At 32.8% G+C, this 21,677-nt stretch carries 20 protein-coding genes; 13 read left to right on the top strand and 7 right to left on the bottom strand.

Features of this window, described 5'->3' with window-relative positions:
- Positions 1 to 4 precede the first annotated feature (4 nt).
- A complete protein-coding gene (locus ACQ629_RS10100) occupies positions 5 to 2,386 on the top strand; it encodes a penicillin acylase family protein (protein WP_483704666.1) in 2,382 nt (793 codons plus the stop codon).
- 48 nt (positions 2,387 to 2,434) lie between these two features.
- Here the strand turns inward: ACQ629_RS10100 and ACQ629_RS10105 are convergent, their stop codons facing one another.
- Genes ACQ629_RS10105 through ACQ629_RS10135 form a run of 7 tightly spaced genes read right to left on the bottom strand, consistent with a single transcriptional unit; the run spans position 2,435 to position 8,053 of the window.
- Positions 2,435 to 2,728, bottom strand: coding sequence for a hypothetical protein (locus ACQ629_RS10105; protein ID WP_483704668.1), 294 nt, complete (start codon positions 2,726 to 2,728; stop codon positions 2,435 to 2,437).
- 3 nt (positions 2,729 to 2,731) lie between these two features.
- On the bottom strand, positions 2,732 to 3,466 hold the full coding sequence (locus ACQ629_RS10110; RefSeq protein WP_483704670.1) for a nitroreductase family protein: 735 nt from the start codon (positions 3,464 to 3,466) through the stop codon (positions 2,732 to 2,734).
- 36 nt (positions 3,467 to 3,502) lie between these two features.
- Complete coding sequence (locus ACQ629_RS10115) at positions 3,503 to 4,876, bottom strand: aldehyde dehydrogenase (protein WP_483704672.1); 1,374 nt, start codon at positions 4,874 to 4,876, stop codon at positions 3,503 to 3,505.
- A gap of 4 nt (positions 4,877 to 4,880) precedes the next feature.
- The gene (locus tag ACQ629_RS10120; protein ID WP_483704674.1) at positions 4,881 to 5,912 is read right to left on the bottom strand and encodes an alkane 1-monooxygenase; all 1,032 of its coding nucleotides are present in this window, start codon (positions 5,910 to 5,912) and stop codon (positions 4,881 to 4,883) included.
- A gap of 26 nt (positions 5,913 to 5,938) precedes the next feature.
- Complete coding sequence (locus ACQ629_RS10125) at positions 5,939 to 6,625, bottom strand: RluA family pseudouridine synthase (RefSeq protein WP_483704676.1); 687 nt, start codon at positions 6,623 to 6,625, stop codon at positions 5,939 to 5,941.
- 33 nt (positions 6,626 to 6,658) lie between these two features.
- The gene (yihA, locus tag ACQ629_RS10130; RefSeq protein WP_483704678.1) at positions 6,659 to 7,270 is read right to left on the bottom strand and encodes a ribosome biogenesis GTP-binding protein YihA/YsxC; all 612 of its coding nucleotides are present in this window, start codon (positions 7,268 to 7,270) and stop codon (positions 6,659 to 6,661) included.
- An 18-nt stretch (positions 7,271 to 7,288) separates the two neighbouring features.
- Positions 7,289 to 8,053 carry an alpha/beta fold hydrolase gene (locus ACQ629_RS10135; RefSeq protein ID WP_483704679.1) on the bottom strand — a complete coding sequence of 255 codons (765 nt, stop codon included), beginning with the start codon at positions 8,051 to 8,053 and terminating at the stop codon, positions 7,289 to 7,291.
- 203 nt (positions 8,054 to 8,256) lie between these two features.
- Here ACQ629_RS10135 and mraZ point away from each other — a divergent pair, with 203 nt between their 5' ends.
- The 12 genes from mraZ to ftsA are packed head-to-tail and all read left to right on the top strand — an operon-like array spanning position 8,257 to position 21,677.
- Positions 8,257 to 8,724, top strand: a complete 468-nt coding sequence (mraZ, locus tag ACQ629_RS10140) for a division/cell wall cluster transcriptional repressor MraZ (RefSeq protein WP_483704681.1) — start codon at positions 8,257 to 8,259, stop codon at positions 8,722 to 8,724.
- The gene (rsmH, locus tag ACQ629_RS10145; RefSeq protein ID WP_483704683.1) at positions 8,711 to 9,607 is read left to right on the top strand and encodes a 16S rRNA (cytosine(1402)-N(4))-methyltransferase RsmH; all 897 of its coding nucleotides are present in this window, start codon (positions 8,711 to 8,713) and stop codon (positions 9,605 to 9,607) included. Before mraZ ends, rsmH begins: the two co-directional genes overlap by 14 nt.
- Positions 9,607 to 9,936, top strand: a complete 330-nt coding sequence (locus ACQ629_RS10150) for an FtsL-like putative cell division protein (protein ID WP_483704685.1) — start codon at positions 9,607 to 9,609, stop codon at positions 9,934 to 9,936. The genes rsmH and ACQ629_RS10150 overlap by 1 nt, the downstream gene beginning before the upstream one ends.
- A gap of 6 nt (positions 9,937 to 9,942) precedes the next feature.
- Positions 9,943 to 11,955, top strand: a complete 2,013-nt coding sequence (locus tag ACQ629_RS10155; RefSeq protein WP_483704687.1) for a penicillin-binding protein — start codon at positions 9,943 to 9,945, stop codon at positions 11,953 to 11,955.
- Positions 11,956 to 13,422 (top strand): UDP-N-acetylmuramoyl-L-alanyl-D-glutamate--2,6-diaminopimelate ligase, encoded by a 1,467-nt coding sequence (locus tag ACQ629_RS10160; RefSeq protein WP_483704690.1) that lies wholly within the window; start codon positions 11,956 to 11,958, stop codon positions 13,420 to 13,422. It abuts the gene before it with no gap.
- A 1-nt stretch (position 13,423) separates the two neighbouring features.
- Complete coding sequence (mraY, locus tag ACQ629_RS10165) at positions 13,424 to 14,650, top strand: phospho-N-acetylmuramoyl-pentapeptide-transferase (protein WP_483704692.1); 1,227 nt, start codon at positions 13,424 to 13,426, stop codon at positions 14,648 to 14,650.
- 1 nt (position 14,651) lies between these two features.
- Positions 14,652 to 15,986 carry a UDP-N-acetylmuramoyl-L-alanine--D-glutamate ligase gene (gene murD / locus ACQ629_RS10170; protein WP_483704694.1) on the top strand — a complete coding sequence of 445 codons (1,335 nt, stop codon included), beginning with the start codon at positions 14,652 to 14,654 and terminating at the stop codon, positions 15,984 to 15,986.
- A 15-nt stretch (positions 15,987 to 16,001) separates the two neighbouring features.
- Positions 16,002 to 17,192, top strand: a complete 1,191-nt coding sequence (locus tag ACQ629_RS10175; RefSeq protein WP_483704696.1) for an FtsW/RodA/SpoVE family cell cycle protein — start codon at positions 16,002 to 16,004, stop codon at positions 17,190 to 17,192.
- A complete protein-coding gene (murG, locus tag ACQ629_RS10180) occupies positions 17,176 to 18,270 on the top strand; it encodes an undecaprenyldiphospho-muramoylpentapeptide beta-N-acetylglucosaminyltransferase (RefSeq protein WP_483704698.1) in 1,095 nt (364 codons plus the stop codon). Before ACQ629_RS10175 ends, murG begins: the two co-directional genes overlap by 17 nt.
- Positions 18,267 to 19,613 carry a UDP-N-acetylmuramate--L-alanine ligase gene (murC, locus tag ACQ629_RS10185; protein WP_483704700.1) on the top strand — a complete coding sequence of 449 codons (1,347 nt, stop codon included), beginning with the start codon at positions 18,267 to 18,269 and terminating at the stop codon, positions 19,611 to 19,613. The genes murG and murC overlap by 4 nt, the downstream gene beginning before the upstream one ends.
- Positions 19,614 to 19,615: 2 nt before the next feature.
- A complete protein-coding gene (locus ACQ629_RS10190; RefSeq protein WP_483704702.1) occupies positions 19,616 to 20,353 on the top strand; it encodes a cell division protein FtsQ/DivIB in 738 nt (245 codons plus the stop codon).
- Positions 20,343 to 21,677, top strand: coding sequence for a cell division protein FtsA (gene ftsA / locus ACQ629_RS10195; protein ID WP_483704704.1), 1,335 nt, complete (start codon positions 20,343 to 20,345; stop codon positions 21,675 to 21,677). The genes ACQ629_RS10190 and ftsA overlap by 11 nt, the downstream gene beginning before the upstream one ends.

Consider the following 21,677-nt stretch of genomic DNA (forward strand, 5'->3'; position numbering starts at 1 on the left):
GTAAATGAAGTTATTTAAAAAGCTTTTTAAAATTATAGTAGTATTACTAATTTTAATATTAGCTGCTGTTTGGCTGTTTTCTAGAACCTTACATCCTACCTATGACGGAGAGTTAGAGTTGTCGACTATTTCAGATAAAGTTACTGTGTATTATGATGAGGTTGGTGTACCGCATATAGATGCTAAAAATCAACAGGATGCTTATACAACTTTAGGTTATGTGCATGCGCAAGATAGGTTGTGGCAAATGGAGTTGATTAGAAGAATTGCTGCAGGAAGATTGGCTGAGGTTTTTGGTAAAGAGCTAGTAAGAACAGATACTTTTTTCTCTGGATTAGGAATTGAAGAAGCTGCTGGTAAAACGATTCGTAATTTAGATAGGAATTCTGAAGCATATAAATTAACAGAAGCGTATATAAACGGAATAAATCAATTTATAGATGAGGGAGCTACGCCGTTAGAATTTTATTTAGTCGGACTCGAAAAAGAAAAATATACAATTAAAGATGTGTATAATGTTTTTGGTTATATGGCGTTTAGTTTTGCTGTTGCCCATAAAACAGATCCGTTATTAACAGAAGTAAAAGAAAAATTAGGGGATGCTTATTTTGAAGAATTAAACGGGGCAAACTTCCAAAATCTTACGTTCATTAAAAATGAGAAAAACCCTGAAATGAATGCCAGTTTTGCACAGGCAATGAATGCATTATTAGATAAATTACCAATTTCACCTTTTATAGGAAGTAATTCGTGGGTTTTAGGACCTGAGAAAACGAAAAGCGGAAAAGTAATTTTTGCTAATGATCCACACATAGGGTTTTCACAACCTTCGGTTTGGTATCAATCACATATTAAAACTCCAGATTATGAGATATACGGATTCAATTTAGCGCTAACTCCATTTCCTTTATTAGGTCATAATCGTGATTATGCTTACGGATTAACAATGTTTGAAAACGATGATGTTGATTTTTATTACGAGGAAAACAATCCGAATAATCCGATGGAATATAAAACTCCGTTTGGATATGAGAGGTATAAGTTAATTGATAAAAAAATAAAGGTTAAAGGTGATGTTGATACCACTTTTCAAGTAAAAGTAAGTAAGCACGGGCCTGTAATGAATGGTTTAATTGATTTTATTGATGATGAGCGACCAATTGCAATGCAGTGGATTTATACTAAATTAAACAATCAATTATTAAACGTTTCTTATGAAATGTCTCACGCTAAATCGTTGCAAGAGTTTAAAAACGGAGCAAGTAAATTACATGCTCCCGGTTTAAATATAATGTACGGAGATGCCAAAGACAATATTGCTTGGTTTGCTTCTGGTAAATTATACAAATACAGAGATAGCCTAAACACAAAGTTAATTTTAAACGGAGCTTCAGGGAAAGATGAAATTAAAGAATGGTTAGATTTTGAAGAAAACCCGCAAGCCATAAACCCTAGCTTAAATTATGTGTATTCAGCAAATAATCAACCAGATTCTATTGCCGGGATTTTATATCCTGGATATTATTTATCTGAAGATAGAGCAAAAAGAATTGTTGATTTGTTAGCTCCTAAAAACGATTGGACAAAAGAAGATGTCGGCGAAATGATTTATGATGTTACCTCGCCAGTGGTACCTGAGATAATTATGCATTTAACCAGAAGTGTAAATAGATCTCAGCTTACGGCAAGTGAGAAAAAAGCTTTTCATATACTAAAGAACTGGAGAGGGTATTACGGAAAAGAAGAAATAGCTCCTGTAATTTATACCCGTTTATGGTATGAGTTTGTTAAAAACACTTATAAAGATGAAATGGGAGTTGCTTTTAAGCAGTTTGCAAATACACCTTTAGAGGAGAAAGCAGTAGCGAGTCAGGTAAAGAAAGAGCAATCTGTTTGGTGGGACGATATTACTACCAAAAAGATAGAAGATAAAGAAGCCATAGTAACAAAGTCTTTTCAGAATACGGTTACTTTTTTACAAAAACAATTAGGTGAAAACGTTGAAGGTTGGCATTGGAAAAGAGTAACTTCGGTAGAGTATGAGCACCCAATAGGGAAAGCAGGAGGTTTATTGCGTAAATTTTTTAATGTTGGGCCTTTTGAAACAAATGGAGGAGATCAGGTAATTAACAATCAGATTTATACAATTGATAGTACAGGTGTTTATAACATAAAAGCAGGACCTTCTACACGAAGAATTGTAGATTTTTCTGATGTAGAAAATAGTATTGCTATTTTACCGACTGGGCAATCAGGTAATGTATTTAGTGCGCACTATAAGGATCAAGCTAAAAAATATATAGATGGTGAGTTTGTGAAGATGAAATTGAATCAGTCGAGTATTAAAGAAAGTAAAAATAAGTTGATTTTTTCTCCGAAGGATTAACAACTGTTTCAATTAAAACTAAACAAAATACATATAAAAGAGAAACTGTTAATTTACTACAGTTTCTCTTTTTTTATCTAATTTAAGTAAGCTGTCGTTTGTTTTTAAAAAATTTAACTCTGCCCTTATTATAGAATCTCTATGGTTTTTTGTTTTAATAGGAATGGTGTCTGATAAATTTATGGTTTGGTCAATCCATCTTTTTTGTTGCTCAATTATTTCTTCTGTTTTGTTAAATGTAACTTCTTTAAAGCTTGATAAAACATTGTAAGAAAGTATAGAAAATAAAACAAGAACAACCGTAATTATACCAAGTGTAAGTTTCGTTTTTTTTGGATTCATTTATTAAACTTCTTTGTAAACATCATTAAAAGGAATTCTAAAACGCTCTCCATAAACTCCTTTTTCTGTTCTTATGCCACAGCTAACAATCATGTTAATTTTTGCACCTCTTGGTAATTTTAATAAACGCTTTACGCGCCAAGTATCTGATCCTTCCATCGGGCAAGTATCATAACCCTCAGCAGCCATAGATACCATAAAGTTTTGAGCTGCTAATCCTGTAGTTTTTTGGGCTACTGTTTGCATATCACTATTACGAACCTCACGATATGTTGGTCTAAATAAGCCCGTAATTAATGTTACCAAGTATTTTAACCAACCAAAAATCCCTAAAAAATCGAAATAGATGAACGGAATTACTTTTCCGTAATAACTTCTAGCTACTTTTTCTCTACTACTTTGTGTTTTTTTTAGATTATCTTTTCCAAAAGTTTTATCGATAAAAACCAAATTTGCTTTTGCACGTTCGCGCCATAAATCTTTTCGAGTAACAAAAACAACTAATTGTTGTGCGGTTTTTGCGGCGTTTTGATTAAAACACATCGGAGCAATTTTAGTGATAGTTTCTTTAGAAGTGATATGATAAAATTCCCACAATTGCATATTACTACTCGTTGGAGCTAAACTTGCTTGCTCAATACATTTTTTTACGATATGGGTATCAATAGCTTTTTCTGCATCAAATATTCTTACAGAACGACGATAATTAATTGCTTCTGAAACTGTTTTTTCTGTCATTTTTTGATATTGTTTCTTATTTTAAATAAAGAGTAATTAACTTATTTTCATTAAGAATTTTAGTTGTTTTAACTTTCCTTTGTAAGGAGCGTAACGCGTAGGAACATCTAGCCAGTTACCTCTTGTAACCACACCTTTTTTATGAGAAAAAGTATCAAATGTTTTTTTACCGTGATAACCTCCAATTCCGCTTTCACCAACACCTCCGAAAGGTAAACGATGATTTGCAAAGTGAACAGTGGTGTCGTTAATTGTTCCGCCCCCAAAAGAATATTTAGTAATCATTTTTTTAGCGAAACGGTTTCGGGTTGTAAAAACATATAAAGCTAACGGTTTGTCGTATTTAGCAATAATAGCATCAAATTCTTCTTCTGTCTCGTATGAAATTAAAGGAAATATTGGCCCGAATATTTCACCCTTCATTACTTCACTATCTAAACTAGGTTCATCAATAATAGTAGGAGAAATATAGTTGTCATCTCTATTTATTTGCCCTCCAATAGTAATTTTTTCACCTTGTAAAAGCGCAGCAAGTCTATCGAAATTACGAGTATTTACAATACGCGGATAATCTTCAGAAGTTTCTGGGTTTTCACCATAAGCATTTATTATTTCCTTTTTAAAATGATTTATAAACTGCTCCTTTACTGATGTATGAATCAATAAATAATCAGGAGCAATACAAGTCTGTCCTCCGTTAATAAATTTACCCCAAACTAAACGTTTAGCGGCCAATTTTATATTAGCGGTTTCATCCACAATACAAGGGCTTTTTCCTCCTAATTCTAATGTAACAGGTGTAAGATATTCTGCGGCAGCTTTAGCTACAATTTTACCTACGGGCACACTTCCTGTAAAAAATATATAATCCCAACGTTGTGCTAATAATTCTTTAGAAACAGCTACACCACCTTCTATTACCGCAACATGATTTTTATCAAAAACAGCTTCAATAATTTCTTTGGTAACTTTACTTGTGTGAGGTGTTAATTCAGATGGTTTTAAAACAACATTGTTTCCTGCAGCAATTGCTCCTAAAAGAGGAGCGAAAGCGAGTTGGTAAGGGTAATTCCAAGGTGCAATAATTAATACTGTTCCGTATGGTTCGCTATGAATTTTTGCAGAAGAAGGAAAGTTTAATAAAGATGGTAAAACACGTTTTGGTTTGCTCCAAGAATGAATATTTTTTATAGTCATTTTTAGCTCGGCTAAAACAATAGATGTTTCTGTCATCAACGCTTCGTATTCCGATTTCTTAAAATCATTATAGAGTGCTGCAACGATGTCTTTTTCTCGTTTGATAAGTTCTTTCTGAAGTTTTTTTAGTGCATTTTTTCTAAAGGAGACATCTTTAGTTTGTTGTGTTTTAAAAAAACTTTTTTGGGATTTAACCAATTGTGATATATCCATAAAATTAAATTTCTTGTAGTTTTTTATTCATTACTAAAAACCAAAAAGGGGGAATCAAAGAAAGTAGCATCATGCCAGGGTAACCGGTTGGCATTTGCGGACTTTCGGGAATAGTTTTTAATAATTGATAATGTTTAGATCCGTTATAATGATGATCAGAATGTCTTGATAAATTAAATAATAATACTTTGCCAATTACATGGTCAGAGTTCCAGGAGTGTATTCTTTGTACGCGTTCGTATCTTCCGTTTTCATTTTGTTTTCTTAACAAGCCATAATGTTCAATATAGTTTATTGTTTCTAGTAATACTATTCCGAAAACTGCAGCTCCTATAAAGGAGAATAATACAAACAAATTAAAGGAAAAATAGATTAATCCGAGAAGTAATAGGTTACAGATAGTATAAATAATCATTCTGTTTTGGTAATGAAACCAATTTCTATCAGTGCTTTTTAAACGTTGGTTTTCACTTTGCCAAGCTTGGTAATAACTTGTAATGTGTGAGCGTATCCAAAATAAATATAAAACCTCATTTTTTCTAGCAGTTGCTGCATCTTTTGGTGTGGCAACATTTAAGTGATGGCCGGCATTATGATAGGGTAAAAAATGTGTATTTAAAGAAGTAAGCAATAAAACTTCTCCTAAAAACTCATCAAACCTGTTATTGCGATGACCTAATTCATGACCAACATTTATACCTATAACACCGCACATAATTCCTAAGGCAAGAATACGACCTGTAATATCTGTAGTTGTTAAATTTACTTCTTGAATAACATAAAAAAACCATCCAACAAATAGTAGCTGAATAGGTATTGTAGCATATAAAATTAGTGTATATAATTTATTCTCTTTTTCAATAAGGGCTTCCTCTTTGTTTAAGTTTTTTTTATTCGTCTGAAAAAATAGTTCAGCAAAAGGAACTGCTCCAAAGAAAGTTATTATAGGTAAGAAAGTAATCCACCCTTTATTAGTAAAAGCTAAAAATACCGTAATGGGTAAAATAACGATTGATAAATATTTGACGGGTTTCATGCTTGAAATTTCCCTAAAGATACAACTTACAAGCAAGCATCCCAAATGGCTTCTTTTGGGGTTGGAGCGGTAATTTTTACTAGCTCTTTACTTACGGGATGAATAAATTCAATTTTACGAGCATGCAAATGAATACTACCATCTTTATTGCTTCTTTTAGCGCCGTACTTTAAATCTCCTTTAATAGTAGCGCCAATATTTGATAGTTGCACCCGGATTTGATGGTGACGACCCGTTTCTAAATCAATTTCAAGTAAAGAATAATTGTCTAGTTTTTTAAGCGTTTTATAATGAAGAATAGCCTTTTTACTACCGTCAATTTCTTTAGGATATACAGTAGATTTATTGTTTTTAGGGTTTTTCTTTAAAAAATTAATAAGGGTATCTTCACTTTTTTTAGGTGCGTTTTTTACAACGGCCCAATATGTTTTTTTGATGGTTTTTTCGCGAAGCATCTTGTTTAACCGTTCTAAAGCTTTTGAGGTACGCGCATAAATTACAACGCCAGATGTTGGTCTGTCTAAACGATGAACGGTGCCTAAATAAACAGCGCCAGGTTTGTTGTATTTATTTTTAATATATTCTTTAACAACGTCAGAAAGTGGTTTGTCTCCTGTTTTATCTCCTTGAACAATATCACCAGCTCTTTTGTTGATAACAACTATATGATTGTCTTCATGTAAAACTTGTAGATTGTCTTTGTTAGAATGCATTTTTAAAGGATCACTTCGAACTTGGTCGAGAAATTATTTAAAGTCTTTAGCTATAGCCTCATTAGTATCTTCAATGAATTTTAAGAATTCATCGCGTCCTAACCCTGTTTCAGATGAGGTAAGAAATGAGGTTGGAAGAATGTCCCAATGTTGTAATAATTTCTTTTTGTAAGAAGCAATTTGTTGATTTATTTTAGAACTCCCTAATTTATCAGCTTTTGTAAAAGCGATACCAAAAGGAATTTGGTTTTCGCCTAAAAACTGCATAAACTCTAAATCTATTTTTTGTGGGTCATGACGAGAATCTATCAAAACAAAAGTAAAAACTAGTTGTTCTCTTTCTTTAAAGTAGTTTTCAATAAAAAACTGAAAAATAGTTCTTTTCTTTTTAGAAATTTGAGCATAACCGTAACCAGGTAAATCGACTAAAAACCATTCTTCATTTATTTTAAAGTGATTAATAAGCTGTGTTTTACCGGGCTTACCAGATGTTTTAGCTAAGTCTTTACGTTTCATCAACATGTTGATTAACGAAGATTTACCAACATTAGAGCGTCCTATAAAAGCATACTCAGGTATTCTGTCTTTAGGAGCTTTCATAACATTACTGTTACTCATCACAAAATCGGCAGATTTTATTTTCATAAATACTAAGTTATACTATTATATATTTCGTTTAGAAAGCCAGTTTTCTAAAATTTTATTAAATTCTTCAGGAGTTTCCATCATTGCTGCATGACCACATTTATCAATCCAATATAAATCAGAATCTGGCAGTAGTTTATGAAAATCTTGTGCTACTTCAGGTGGCGTTACACCATCGTACTTCCCCCAGATAAGACAAGTTGGTTGCTGCATGTTTGGTAAGTCATCTGCCATGTTGTGGCGAATGGCACTTTTAGCAATTGATAGTGTTTTTAAAGCTTTAACTCGGTCGTTAACAATACTGTATATATCGTCAACTAATTCTTTTGTAGCTACTTTTGGGTCGTAAAAAACCTCTCGAGCTTTTGTTTCTATGTATTCGTAATTCCCCCTTTTAGGGTAGCTGTCTCCCATAGACTTCTCATACAAACCAGAGCTACCAGTTAAAACAAGTGCACTAATGTCTTTAGGGTAGTGTTTAGTGTAGTATAAAGCTATATGGCCACCTAAAGAATTTCCTAAAAGAACAACGTCTTTAAGTTGTTTGTATTCAATAAAATCATGTAAGTAACTAGCTAAATTTTTTACATTTGTTTTAAGTAGAGGTAGGGTATATAAGGGCAATTCAGGGATTAAAACTCGATACCCTTTTTTAGAGAAATATTTAAAAGTTTCATCAAAATTACTAAGAGCCCCCATTAATCCGTGTAATACGATTAACGCCCTTCCTTCTCCTGCTTCAGCATATGTAAAATCACCTTCTTTCTTTAAAAATTCAGTCATTGATATTGTTGGTTTGACTTAACGACAAATGTAGTCCTTTTTTGTTAAAATTTCATTTTTATTATTTGATGCTTTTTTGCTGAGTTAACAGCTCTTACTATCAGTTTTTTAGCTGAAAAATCAAAACTTATTAACAAAGTGGTAAAAAGTGGTAAAAAGTGGTAAAATTTCTTTATTTTTGATGCAAACTATGAGCGCTTAACATGGTAAATTTAATTGGAACATATGAATGTAAAGTAGATGCTAAGGGGAGGTTGATGATGTCATCGGCTTTCAAGAAGCAGTTGTCCGCTGTGTTGCAAGATGGGTTTGTGGTTAAACGATCTGTTTTTCAGCCTTGTTTGGAGTTGTACCCTATAAAGGAGTGGAATTTGATGATGCAAAAGATTAATAAGTTAAATCGATTTGTTAAGAAAAATAATGATTTTATTAGAAGGTTTACAGCGGGTGTAAAAACTGTTGATATAGATGCTTCTGGTAGAATTTTGGTACCGAAAGACCTTTGTCAGTTTGCAGGTATAGGAAAGCAAGTGGTGCTTTCTTCGGCTGTTAATATTATTGAGATTTGGGATAAGGATAAGTACGAGAAAGTAATAGATGATGCTGTTGTTGATTTTGCTGATTTAGCAGAAGAGGTAATGGGAAATACAAATGTAGATGAATTATCATAGTCCAGTTTTGTTGAAAGAAAGTGTAGATGCACTTAATATTAAAGAGGATGGAGTGTATGTTGATGTGACTTTTGGTGGTGGTGGTCATTCAAGAGAAATATTAAGTAGGTTAGGTAAAGACGGAAAGTTATTTGCTTTTGATCAAGATCCGGATGCGCAGCAAAATATAATTGATGATGAGCGTTTTGTTTTGATAGGGGAAAATTTTCGATTTATATCGAGGTTTCTTCGTTTCTACGGAATTAGAAAGGTAGATGGTGTTTTAGCTGATTTGGGAGTTTCTTCTCATCAATTTGATGAGGCAGAAAGAGGTTTTTCTACCCGGTTTGATGCTGATTTAGATATGAGAATGGATCAGAAATCAGATTTATCAGCAAAAAAAATCATCAATAAATATAGTGAAGAAAGATTGGCTGATGTGTTGTTTTTGTATGGTGAGTTAAGAAATGCGCGAACATTGGCAAAGAAAATTATAGAGGCTAGGCAAGAAGAGGAAATAGCTACAAGTTTTCAGTTAAAAGAAGTTTTGAAAGAGTTTCTTCCGCAAGCTAAAGAGCATAAAATATTGGCGCAAATATTTCAGGCAGTAAGAATAGAGGTGAATCAAGAGCTTGAGGTTTTAAAGGAGTTTTTACAGCAAATGCCAGATATGTTGAAGGAAGATGGACGATTAAGTGTTATCTCTTATCATTCCTTAGAAGATAGGTTGGTGAAGAGGTTCATAAGAACAGGTTTGTTTAGTGGTGAGCCTGAAAAAGATTTTTACGGGAACATAAGTGTTCCTTTAAAGAAGGTTGGTAAAATGATCATACCAGCGAGGGAAGAGATAAAAGCGAATAATAGAGCTAGAAGTGCGAAGTTAAGAGTAGCAACACTTAAGTAATGTCTAGAGTAAGAGAAGGTATTTACGGTATTTTACGAGGGCGTTTTTTAACAGATGATAGTTCTTTTAATAATTGGCGGATATTAATTTTTGTAGTCGCGTTATTATTAATAATGATATCGAGTTCACATAGTTTAGATGCCAAGGTGGTGAAAATTGCGGAGCTAAATAAGTTAAAAAGAGAATTCCGAGCAGAAGATTTTGATACGAGTACGGAGTTAACAAAAATGAGGTTAGAAAGTAGTGTTCGGAAGAGGGTAAAAGAAATAGGGTTGTTTCCGGCAGAGAAACCTCCTCAGAAAATAAAGGTAACAACTAAAAAAGAATAGATAAAAATGGTAGAAAAGAAAGGTATTTTAAACAAGCTCTATGTAGTAGTTGTTTTAATGACACTTTTCTTTGTGGTTATTGTTTTTAGAGTATTTAATCTTCAGTATGTAGATGGCGATAGGTATAGAAAGCTGTCTCAAGAAAAAACAGTAAAAAACGATACGATATTTGCAAACCGAGGTAATGTGTACGCTGCAGACGGAAATTTGTTGGCAACCTCAATGTCAAAATATACCATACGCATGGATGTTGTTGCGGTAAAGTCAGAGATATTTGAGAAGAATATTCGAGCATTATCTGAATCGTTGTCTGGAATGTTAGGAAAGTCTTCAAATTACTATCAGAAAATAATAAGACAAGCAAAAAAACAAAAAAACCGCTATTTATTAATTGCTCGTAACGTGGGTTACAATGATTATATGAAAATGAGGAAATTCCCAATTTTTAAAGAAGGGATTTATAGAGGTGGTTTTATAGCAGAGCAAAGCACGGTAAGAGTGCATCCGATAGGTAAAATTGCCGAAAGAACAATAGGCTATGATAATAAAAGAGGTGGTGCTGGGATAGAAGGTGCTTTTGCGGATTATATGCAAGGTGAAAACGGTTGGCGTTTAAAGCAAAAAATAGCAAAAGGACAATGGAGGCCTATTAACGATGTTAATGAAAAAGAGCCAATTGATGGTAGTGATGTGATAACTACTATCGATGTAAATATTCAAGATATAACGCATCATGCGTTACTTCGTCAGTTAGAATATTTTGAGGCAGATCATGGTTGTGCTGTTGTAATGGAAGTGGCAACAGGCGAGATAAAAGCAATTTCTAATTTAGGAAGAACTTCTAAAGGAAAATATTACGAAAAAAGAAATTACGCAGTTTGGGAAAGTCATGAGCCAGGCTCTACTTTTAAGTTGGCGAGTTTAATGGCAGCCTTAGAGGATAAAGTTGCGGATACATCAGATATTGTAGATTGTGAGAAGGGTAAAATATTTATTAATAACAGAAAAGTAGAAGATAGTAAAATCGATGGTTATGGTAAGATTTCCTTATCTCGTGTTTTTGAGGTTTCCTCTAATGTAGGAATTGTAAAAACAATTAAAAAACATTACGATAAAAATCCAGACAAGTTTATAAAACGTATTAAATCTTTTGGTTTAGATCAATTAACGGGTGTTAAAATTAAGGGAGAAGGAAAGCCATATATTCCAAGTTCTTCAGAAAAAAGTTGGAGCCCCATTTCATTAGAGTGGATGGCTTGGGGGTATGGGGTTTCTCTTACGCCTCTACAAACATTGGCTTTTTATAATGCAGTGGCGAATAACGGAAAACTAGTGAAACCATATTTTGTTAAAGAGTTAAGGGTTGGGGGAAAGATAGAAAAACGTTTTGGTACTGAGGTTTTGAAAGAAAAAATAGCTTCTCAAACAACCTTAAATAAGGTGCGGAAAGTTATGGAAAATGTAGTTAAAAAAGGTACAGCAATGAATGTGTATTCTTCAAATTTTTCTATGGCAGGAAAAACAGGAACGGCTAAAAAATGGATTCCAAAGCATAAGGATGAAAATGGCAAAACGATATATGGTCATTATTCTAGCAAAGAGTATGTAGCATCCTTTGCTGGTTTTTTTCCAGCTGATGCTCCTAAATATTCATGTATTGTGGTTGTTCATAGTCCGAAGAAAGAAAAAGGGTATTACGGCGCTATAGTGGCTGCACCTGTATTTAAAGACATAGCGCAAAAAATTTACACTACAACTCCTGTTAACAATCAATTAGTGTCTGACGAAATTTCATCAGCAAGTATTGATAGTGAATATCAGGATTATTATAAAAAATTAAGAAAATATAAAACAATTATGCCTAGAGTTTTAGGTATGAGCGGAATGGATGCAGTTGCTTTATTAGAAAATATGGGGTTGAAAGTTAGATTCTCAGGAATGGGAAAGGTAACAGAGCAATCTATAGATAAAGGGCTAAAAGTATCAAAAGGAGCAACAGTTTATTTAAAGTTATCATAATTGAGAAAGTTAAAAGACATATTATATAAAGTAGCTGTAAATAAAATTTATGGAGATACTGATGTTGCAATCAACAACATTCAGTTTGATAGTAGATTGGTGCAAAAAAACGATCTGTTTGTAGCGCAAAAAGGAGTTACTGTTGACGGGCATCAGTTTATAGAAAAAGCATTGAGTTTGGGTGCTACTGTTATTGTTTGTAAAAGTATTCCTGCGGATAAAAAAGAAGGAGTAACCTATGTTGAGGTTGATGATTCTAATGTTGCATTAGCAATTATGGCAGCGAATTTTTATGGGAATCCGTCAAGTAAATTACAATTGGTAGGTGTTACAGGTACAAACGGAAAAACAACGATTGCTACCTTATTGTATCAGCTATTTAAAAACGCAGGTTATAAAGTTGGTTTGTTATCAACAGTTAAAATAATGGTTGCAGATGAAACACATAAGGCAACACATACAACACCAAATTCTTTAGCGATTAATAAATACTTATCGCTGATGATTGATGCAGGTGTGGAATATTGCTTTATGGAAGTTAGCTCTCACGGAATTCATCAAAAAAGAACAGAAGGGCTTGTTTTTGCAGGTGGTGTTTTCACCAACTTATCTCACGATCATTTAGATTATCATGAAACATTTGCAGAGTATAGAGATGTAAAAAAATCATTTTTTGATTCGTTACCAAAATCAGCATTTGCATTGGTGAATATTGACGATAAGAACGGGCAGATAATGCTACAAAATACCAAAGCAAACAAGCAAACATATGCGTTAAAAACACTTGGTAATTTTAAAGCTAAAGTGTTAGAAAAAAGTTTTTCGGGAAGTTTATTAACGATCAATAATATTGAGGTTTGGACTAAGTTAATTGGTGAGTTTAATGTATCTAATTTATTAGCAATTTTTGGAGTTGCAAATTTACTAGGTTTAGAGGAGTTAGAAATTTTAAGACTTATAAGTGAGTTAGAAAGTGTAGATGGGCGTTTTCAATACACAGTTTCAAATAACGGAGTAACTGCTGTTGTTGATTATGCACACACGCCAGATGCACTTAAAAATGTATTACAAACTATAAACGATATCCGTACTGGTAACGAAAACGTAATAACCGTTGTTGGTTGTGGAGGTGACAGGGATAAAACAAAGCGTCCAAAAATGGCGTTGATTGCTTCTCAATTAAGTGGTCAAGCGATTTTTACTTCTGATAATCCAAGAACAGAAGATGCTCAGGTTATTATTGATGAGATGGAAGCCGGCGTACCATCAGAAAATTATAAAAAAACATTGTCAATTTTAAATAGAAAGCAAGCGATTAAAACAGCATGTAAATTGGCAGTAAAAGGAGATATAATATTGATTGCAGGAAAAGGACATGAAAATTATCAAGATATAAATGGAGTAAAACATCATTTTGATGATTTAGAGGAGGTAGAGAACTGTTTCAATCAACTAAAAAACACATAGCATGCTGTATTATATATTTCAATATTTAGAAAGTGAATTTAATTTAACAGGAGCAAGTGTGTTTCAGTTTATTACGTTTCGTGCAGCAATCGCATTTATTTTGTCTTTGTTGATATCAACCATATTCGGGAAAAAAATAATTAATTTTTTAAGAAAACAACAAATTGGTGAAACAGTAAGAGATTTAGGTTTAATGGGACAAGTGCAAAAAGCAGGTACGCCAACTATGGGTGGACTTATTATAATTCTTGCCACTTTAGTTCCGGTATTGTTATTAGCAAAATTAGAAAACATTTACATTATTATCTTATTAATTACCACGGTTTGGATGGGAGTAATAGGTTTTACTGATGATTATATAAAAGTATTCAAAAAAGATAAGGCGGGTTTAAAAGGGAAATTTAAAGTTTTGGGCCAAGTTGGTTTGGGTATCATTGTAGGGTCTATGTTATATTTTCATCCTAATGTAACTATAAAAGAACAGTTGCCAAAAGCTGAACAGGTGGTTCAGGTAAACGGAAAAGTGAAGGTTTTTGGAGAGGCTCATAAATCAACAAAAACAACAGTTCCGTTTTTAAAGAACAATGAATTAGACTATGCAAAAGCATTAAACTTTTTAGGTGAGGGCTATGAAAAATACGGATGGATTGTTTTCATATTCGTAGTTGTTTTTATTGTAACCGGAATATCAAATGGCGCAAACCTAACAGACGGTATTGATGGCTTAGCAGCCGGGACATCGGCAATTATGGTGATCGCATTGGCGATATTTGCTTGGGTATCAGGGAATATCATTTTTGCAGATTATCTCGATGTGATGTATATCCCAAATTCTGGTGAAATGACGGTGTTTATATTTGCCTTTGCAGGAGCTTTAATAGGGTTTCTTTGGTACAATACATATCCTGCACAAGTGTTTATGGGAGATACGGGTAGTTTAACAATCGGAGGAATAATAGCGGTTATTGCAATTGCAATTCGTAAAGAATTATTGTTGCCAATTTTAGCAGGAATTTTTGTAGTTGAAAATTTATCTGTAATCCTTCAGGTGTTTTACTTTAAATATACCAAAAAGAGATTTGGCGTAGGAAAAAGAATTTTTAAAATGGCTCCATTACATCATCATTATCAAAAATTAAATTACCACGAAAGTAAAATAGTTACCCGTTTTTGGATTGTAGGAATTTTATTAGCGGTATTAACCATTATAACCTTGAAATTAAGATAAAATGAAAAGGTTGGTGGTTCTTGGAGGAGGAGAAAGTGGTGTTGGTACAGCATTATTAGGAAAACAAAAAGGATTTGAAGTTTTTGTTTCTGATAAAGGGAGTATTGCGGAGAAGTACCAAAAAGTTCTTTTACATAATTCAATTGATTTTGAAGAAAATCAGCACACAGAAAATAAAATTTTTAATGCTGATGTTGTAATGAAAAGTCCGGGTATTCCTGATAAAGTGAGGTTGGTTCAAGAATTAATTTCAAAAGGGATAAAAGTAATTTCTGAAATTGAATTTGCAGCTGAATTTACAAATGCAAAAATAATAGGAATTACAGGTTCAAACGGAAAAACAACGACCACTTTGTTGGCAGGTCATGTACTTAAAAAAGCAGGATTAAATGTTGGTGTAGGGGGTAATATAGGTGATAGTTTTGCGCAGCAAGTAGCTGAGAGAAATTACAGTGAATATGTGTTGGAATTAAGTAGTTTTCAGTTAGATGGAATTATAGAGTTTAAACCACATATTGCAATTATAACAAATATATCCGCAGATCATTTAGATAGATATGAGTATAGTTTTGATAAGTATATAGCATCAAAGTTTCTAATTACAAAAAATCAAACGTCAGATGATTTTTTAATTTATGATGCAGATGATGAAGCAATACAAAATTGGCTAAATAAAAATAATGTTAACGCAAAAAAGGTTCCATTTTCTATTGAAAGAGAATTAGAATACGGAGCTTTTTTAAGACAAGATAAAATTATAATGAAATTAACAACAGAAGAAATATTGATGAACGTTTCTGAATTAGCATTAAAAGGAAAGCACAATACTAAAAACGCAATGGCAGCATCTATGGCTGCAAGATTGTTAAAGGTAAGAAAAGAAACAATAGCCGAAAGTTTATTGGATTTTGAAGGGGTAGAGCACCGTTTAGAATACGTGCAAAAAATTAATGGGGTACAATTTATAAACGATAGTAAAGCTACAAATATAAATGCTGTTTTTTATGCGTTAGAATGTATGGATAGTCCTACTGTTTGGATAGTTGGTGGAGTTGATAAAGGAAACGATTATACTGATTTATTACCATTGGTAAGAGAGAAGGTGAAAGCAATTGTTTGTTTAGGTTTAGATAATCAAAAAATTATTGAAACATTTGGTAATGTTGTAGATGTTTTGGTGGAGACTGCTGGGGCAGAAGAAGCTGTTAAGGTTGCAAACAAAGTTGCAAAAGCAGGCGATGTTGTTTTGTTGTCTCCAGCATGTGCTAGTTTCGATTTGTTTGAAAACTACGAAGACAGAGGTAGAAAATTTAAAGAAGCAATTAAAAATTTATAAAAATAAAATAGATTAATGAAAACCATTTTTCAACATATAAAAGGAGACAGGGCTATTTGGGCTATTGTTGCTGTGTTGGCAATATTTTCATTCATGCCAATTTATAGCGCAAGTACTAATTTAGTATATGTGGTTGGCAATGGCTCTACATTAGGGCATTTAATAAAGCACGTTGTGTTGTTAATTACCGGTTTTGCTGTAATTTATGGAGTACATAAAATTCCGTATAGATATTTCAGTGGAGGAGCTGTTTTAATGTTGCCAATAGTTGTGTTGTTGTTAATATTTACCCTATCTCAAGGAACAACAATTGGTGGGGCAAATGCAAGTAGGTGGATTCATATACCGTTTGTAGGTATTGGTTTTCAAACGTCTACACTGGCAGGTTTAGTGCTAATGGTGTATGTGTCTAGATATTTGGCAAAAAATAAAGAAAAAGCAATAAGCTTTAAAGATAGTTTATTGCAATTGTGGCTACCTGTAGGTTTTGTGTTGTTATTAGTGCTTCCTGCAAATTTTTCTACAACAGCCATCGTTTTTTTTATGATTTTATTATTAGCCTTTATAGGAGGTTATCCATTAAAATATATAGGTTATATATTAGGAATTGGACTTTTTTCTTTGCTTTTTTTTATACTTGTAGCAAAAGCTTTTCCTGATGCAATGCCAAACAGAATAAGTACTTGGCAAAGTAGATTAGAAGGGTTTTCTAGTTCAGACGGAAAAGAGAATTATCAAGTAGAAAAAGCAAAAATAGCAATTGCTACTGGCGGAATGTTAGGGAAAGGGCCTGGGAAAAGCGTTCAAAAGAATTTTTTACCACAGTCGTCTTCCGATTTTATATATGCAATTATTGTTGAGGAATATGGTTTAGCAGGAGCTATTGTTGTAGTGTTTATCTATTTTTTACTACTGTTTAGAATTTTAATAACAGCTAAAAAGGCTACTACAATATTTGCAACACTAATGGTGCTGGGTGTAGGGATACCAATTGTTTTTCAGGCAATGATTAATATGGCTGTTGCCGTAAATATATTACCAGTAACAGGACAAACATTGCCATTAATTAGTAGTGGAGGTACTTCTATTTGGATGACCTGTTTTGCATTGGGAATGATATTAAGTGTTAGTGCTTCTAAAAATGAAACAGAAGAAACGATTTTAGATGATAATCCTTTAGATATTTTACATGAAACAATCGATTAACGTTATTATAAGCGGCGGTGGTACAGGTGGGCATATTTATCCGGCCATTGCAATTGCAAACGAAATAAAAGTCCGTTACCCTGCTGCCAATATTTTGTTTGTTGGCGCGAAGGATAAAATGGAGATGGAAAAAGTTCCGCAAGCGGGTTATGATATAAAAGGATTGTGGATTTCAGGTATTCAAAGAAAGTTAACTGTTAATAATTTATTATTTCCTTTTAAGTTATTGAGTAGTTTATGGAAAGCGCATAAAATTATTAGAAAATTCAAACCAAATATAGTAATTGGAACAGGTGGTTTTGCAAGTGGCCCAACGTTAATGGTTGCCAATAAAAAAGGTATTCCTACGGTAATACAAGAGCAAAATTCATATCCAGGAATCACAAATAAATTACTCAGTAAAAAAGCAGGTAAAATATGCGTTGCTTATGATAATTTAGAGCGTTTTTTTCCGAAAGATAAAATTATAAAAACAGGAAATCCTGTTCGTCAAGATTTGTTAAGTATTCATACAAAAGTTAACGAAGGGAAAGATTTTTTTGAGTTAGATGTCACCAAAAAAACAATCCTAGTTTTAGGAGGGAGTTTGGGGGCGAGAAAAATAAATGAATTAATAGCGTCTAATTTAACTTTTTTTAAAAATCAGAATGTTCAATTAATTTGGCAATGTGGTAAATTATATTTTGAGGATTATAAAAAATATAATGAAGTTGAAAATGTGCAAGTACATCAGTTTTTAAATAGAATGGATTTAGCCTATGCGGCGGCAGATTTTGTGGTTTCAAGGGCAGGAGCAAGTTCGGTTTCTGAATTGTGTATTGTAGGTAAACCAACTGTTTTTATTCCGTCACCAAATGTTGCGGAAGATCATCAAACAAAAAACGCGAAATCTATTGTAGATAAACATGGTGCTATTTTAGTAAAAGAAAGCGATCTAGATACTTTTCCAATAGTAATAGAAACATTATTAAAAGATAAAGGAAAACAGCAGAGTTTAAGCGAAAATATAAATGAGTTAGCATTGCCTAATGCAACGAGTGATATCGTTAACGAGGTAGAAAAATTAATAAATAGGTGAATTTAAAAACAATACATAACGTTTATTTTATAGGTATCGGAGGAATCGGTATGAGTGCTATTGCTCGTTATTTTGCTGTGAACGGAAAACAAGTGTTTGGCTATGATAAAACACCAAGTTCGATTACTAAGAAGTTGGAGGAGATTGGTGTGAAAATCCATTTTGAAGATGCTGTTAAAAATATCGATATTTCTTGTTTAGATAAAAAACAAACGTTGGTGGTTTATACACCTGCGATTCCGAGTGAACATCAAGAATTAAACTATTTTATTAATAACGGATTTGAGATTTTAAAAAGAGCTGAGATTTTAGGGGAAATAACAAAAAATACTTTTTGTTTAGGTGTTGCTGGTACGCATGGTAAAACCACAACGTCTTCAATCTTAGGTCATATAATGCAGCCTGAAAAGGCAACGTCTTTTTTAGGCGGAATTGCAGAGAACTACAACTCGAATTTAATTTTAGGAGAAGACAAAATAACGGTGGTAGAGGCAGACGAGTTTGATCGTTCGTTTTTAAAATTGTCTCCAAATATTGCATGTGTTACCTCTATGGATGCTGATCATTTAGATATTTATGGAGAAAACGAAATGTTGCAACAATCGTTTAGAGAATTTGCAAATAAAGTTTCTGATACATTAATTGTTGCAAAAGGATTACTGTTAAAAGGATTGACATATGCTGTAAATGAAACTGCAGACTACAAGGCTTATAACGTAAAGGTTGAAACAGGAAAATATGTTTTTGATGTACAAACACCAACATCAGAAATAAAAAATATAGAATTCCATTTGCCAGGAAAACACAATATGATGAATGCTCTGGCTGCTTTAGCAATGGCTGATGTGTATGGTGTTTCTTTAGATAAGATTAAAGAACAACTAAAAACGTTTAAAGGAGTTCAGCGTAGGTTTTCATATAAAATAAAAACAGAAAGCGTAGTATTGATTGATGATTATGCACATCATCCAACAGAAATAAATGCAGTAGAACATTCGATACGAGAAATGTATTCGAAAGAAAAAGTATTGGCTGTTTTTCAACCACATTTATATACGAGAACAAAAGACTTTGTAGAAGATTTTGCTACAGCACTTTCTAAGTTTGATGAAGTGTTGTTATTAGATATTTATCCGGCAAGAGAATTGCCTATAAAAGGAGTTACTTCTTTGTGGTTATTAGATAAAATAAATTCAGCTAATAAGGCGTTGGTTTCTAAAGAAAATTTAGAAAGAGAAATTTTAAAATCTGAGGCGAAAATTATTGTAATGCTAGGCGCAGGAGATATTGGTTTGTTAGTTGATGAAGTAAAGAATAGTTTGGAGAAAAAATATAATATTTAAGTATGAAAAAAGTAGCAACATATCTTTCTTTTTTCTTGTTACTGGTGTTTCTAGGCTTTTTATATGGGTTTACAGCAAGTAAAAATGGGGTTAAAAAAATAGAAAAGACTGTGATTGAATTTGAAGCAGGCGACAATAACTTTTTGACACACAGTATGGTTGATAAATTGTTAATACAAAATAAGAAATTTGTTAAAAATCAACCAAAAAGAGTAGTAAATTTACATCTTTTAGAAACAAATGTTTTGGAGAATTCTTATGTTGAAAAAGCGGCTGTTTTTTTAACAATTAATGGCGTCTTAAAAACACTGATTAAACAACGTACACCAATAGTTCGCATTGTTAATAAAGATGCTTCATATTATGTTGATAAGTACGGAGTGAAAATTCCCTTATCGGTTAATTTTTCAGCAAGAGTTCCATTGGTTTCGGGGGTAGAGAATGGTAAAGATATAAGTGAGTTAATAAGCTTAGTAAAAGTAATTGAAAAAAATGATTTTTTAAGTAAAGAAATTATTGCAATTCAGAAAAACACTCAAAATGAATATGTTTTTACAGTTCGAAGTGGCGACTACCAAATAATTTTTGGGGAGCTAGAAAATATAAATGTAAAATTTAAAAAGCTAATAGCCTTTTATAACAAAGCATTGATTGATAAAACAATTAAAAATTATAAGACAATAAATGTAAAATACCACAACCAAGTTGTGTGCACAAAACAAAAGCAAGATGGAGAATAATAAAATTGCAGTTGGTTTAGATATTGGTACTACGAAAATTGTTGCTATGATTGGTCGTAAGAACGAATACGACAAATTAGAAGTTTTGGGTATTGGTAAGGCTAAAAGTTTAGGTGTAAAACGAGGAGTGGTAAATAATATTACTCAAACTATTCACTCTATTCAACAAGCAGTAGAAGAGGCACAAAGTGTTTCTGGGCAAATGATTGAAAGTGTAGTTGTGGGTATTGCAGGACAACATATTAGAAGTTTACATCATAGCGATTATATTACTCGTGAAAAATCAGACGAGGTAATAAATGAAGGTGATATTGAAAGTCTTGTTAGCCAAGTGCATAAATTAGTAATGCTTCCTGGAGAAGAAATTATTCATGTTTTGCCTCAGGATTTTAAGGTTGATAGCCAAGCAGAAATTAAAGAACCAATTGGGATGTATGGTGGAAGATTAGAAGCTAATTTTCATGTAGTTGTTGGTCAGGTTTCTTCTATCAGAAACATAGGAAGATGTGTTAAAAGTGCAGGTTTAAGTTTATCAGATATTACACTAGAGCCTTTAGCATCAGCCTCAGCGGTTTTAAGTCAAGAAGAAAAAGAAGCAGGGGTTGCTTTGATTGATATAGGTGGTGGTTCTACAGATTTAGCCATTTTTAAAGATGGTATTATTCGCCATACAGCTGTAATCCCTTTTGGAGGAAATGTTATTACTGAAGATATAAAAGAAGGTTGCTCGATAATTGAAAAGCAAGCAGAATTATTAAAAGTAAAATTTGGTTCGGCATGGCCGGGAGAAAATAAAGAAACAGAAATTGTTTCTATACCAGGATTACGAGGAAGAGATCCTAAAGAGATTACGCTTAAAAATTTATCTAAAATAATTCATGCACGAGTTCAAGAGATTATAGAGCATGTGTATTTAGAAATAAAAAATTACGGGCACGAAACTCAGAAAGGAAAATTAATTGCAGGAATCGTATTAACCGGAGGAGGATCGGAATTAAAGCATTTGCGTCAGCTGGTAGAATATATTACAGGAATGGACGTTCGTATTGGGTATCCGAATGAGCATTTAGCAGGCGATTCTGATGAGATTTTATCAAGTCCTTCATACGCAACAGCAGTAGGTTTGTTAATGGAAGGGTTACGTAAAGATTCTTATAAACCTACAGAAGAAGTTGTTAAAGAGTCAGTGGTTGCTGAAACACAGGACACTGCAAATATTGTAGAAGAATTTGGAGAAAAAAAGGAAGTAGTTAGAGAGAAAACAAAATCTATTTTTGATAAATTCAGAGAAAGGTTTACCGAGTTTTTAGATAACGCAGAGTAG

This window comes from Tenacibaculum sp. SM2510, from assembly GCF_057002845.1.

What these genes read in the sequence shown, in the direction of transcription:
- ACQ629_RS10175 (WP_483704696.1), top strand. Translation starts at nt 16,002, where the DNA reads ATGAAAACCATTTTTCAACATATAAAAGGAGACAGGGCTATTTGGGCT.
- ACQ629_RS10155 (WP_483704687.1), top strand. Translation starts at nt 9,943, where the DNA reads ATGGTAGAAAAGAAAGGTATTTTAAACAAGCTCTATGTAGTAGTTGTT.
- ftsA (WP_483704704.1), top strand. Translation starts at nt 20,343, where the DNA reads ATGGAGAATAATAAAATTGCAGTTGGTTTAGATATTGGTACTACGAAA.
- ACQ629_RS10110 (WP_483704670.1), bottom strand. Translation starts at nt 3,466, where the DNA reads ATGACAGAAAAAACAGTTTCAGAAGCAATTAATTATCGTCGTTCTGTA.
- ACQ629_RS10135 (WP_483704679.1), bottom strand. Translation starts at nt 8,053, where the DNA reads ATGACTGAATTTTTAAAGAAAGAAGGTGATTTTACATATGCTGAAGCA.
- ACQ629_RS10150 (WP_483704685.1), top strand. Translation starts at nt 9,607, where the DNA reads ATGTCTAGAGTAAGAGAAGGTATTTACGGTATTTTACGAGGGCGTTTT.
- ACQ629_RS10120 (WP_483704674.1), bottom strand. Translation starts at nt 5,912, where the DNA reads ATGAAACCCGTCAAATATTTATCAATCGTTATTTTACCCATTACGGTA.
- ACQ629_RS10115 (WP_483704672.1), bottom strand. Translation starts at nt 4,876, where the DNA reads ATGGATATATCACAATTGGTTAAATCCCAAAAAAGTTTTTTTAAAACA.
- murG (WP_483704698.1), top strand. Translation starts at nt 17,176, where the DNA reads ATGAAACAATCGATTAACGTTATTATAAGCGGCGGTGGTACAGGTGGG.
- ACQ629_RS10190 (WP_483704702.1), top strand. Translation starts at nt 19,616, where the DNA reads ATGAAAAAAGTAGCAACATATCTTTCTTTTTTCTTGTTACTGGTGTTT.
- rsmH (WP_483704683.1), top strand. Translation starts at nt 8,711, where the DNA reads ATGAATTATCATAGTCCAGTTTTGTTGAAAGAAAGTGTAGATGCACTT.
- mraZ (WP_483704681.1), top strand. Translation starts at nt 8,257, where the DNA reads ATGGTAAATTTAATTGGAACATATGAATGTAAAGTAGATGCTAAGGGG.
- mraY (WP_483704692.1), top strand. Translation starts at nt 13,424, where the DNA reads ATGCTGTATTATATATTTCAATATTTAGAAAGTGAATTTAATTTAACA.
- ACQ629_RS10125 (WP_483704676.1), bottom strand. Translation starts at nt 6,625, where the DNA reads ATGCATTCTAACAAAGACAATCTACAAGTTTTACATGAAGACAATCAT.
- yihA (WP_483704678.1), bottom strand. Translation starts at nt 7,270, where the DNA reads ATGAAAATAAAATCTGCCGATTTTGTGATGAGTAACAGTAATGTTATG.
- murD (WP_483704694.1), top strand. Translation starts at nt 14,652, where the DNA reads ATGAAAAGGTTGGTGGTTCTTGGAGGAGGAGAAAGTGGTGTTGGTACA.
- ACQ629_RS10100 (WP_483704666.1), top strand. Translation starts at nt 5, where the DNA reads ATGAAGTTATTTAAAAAGCTTTTTAAAATTATAGTAGTATTACTAATT.
- ACQ629_RS10105 (WP_483704668.1), bottom strand. Translation starts at nt 2,728, where the DNA reads ATGAATCCAAAAAAAACGAAACTTACACTTGGTATAATTACGGTTGTT.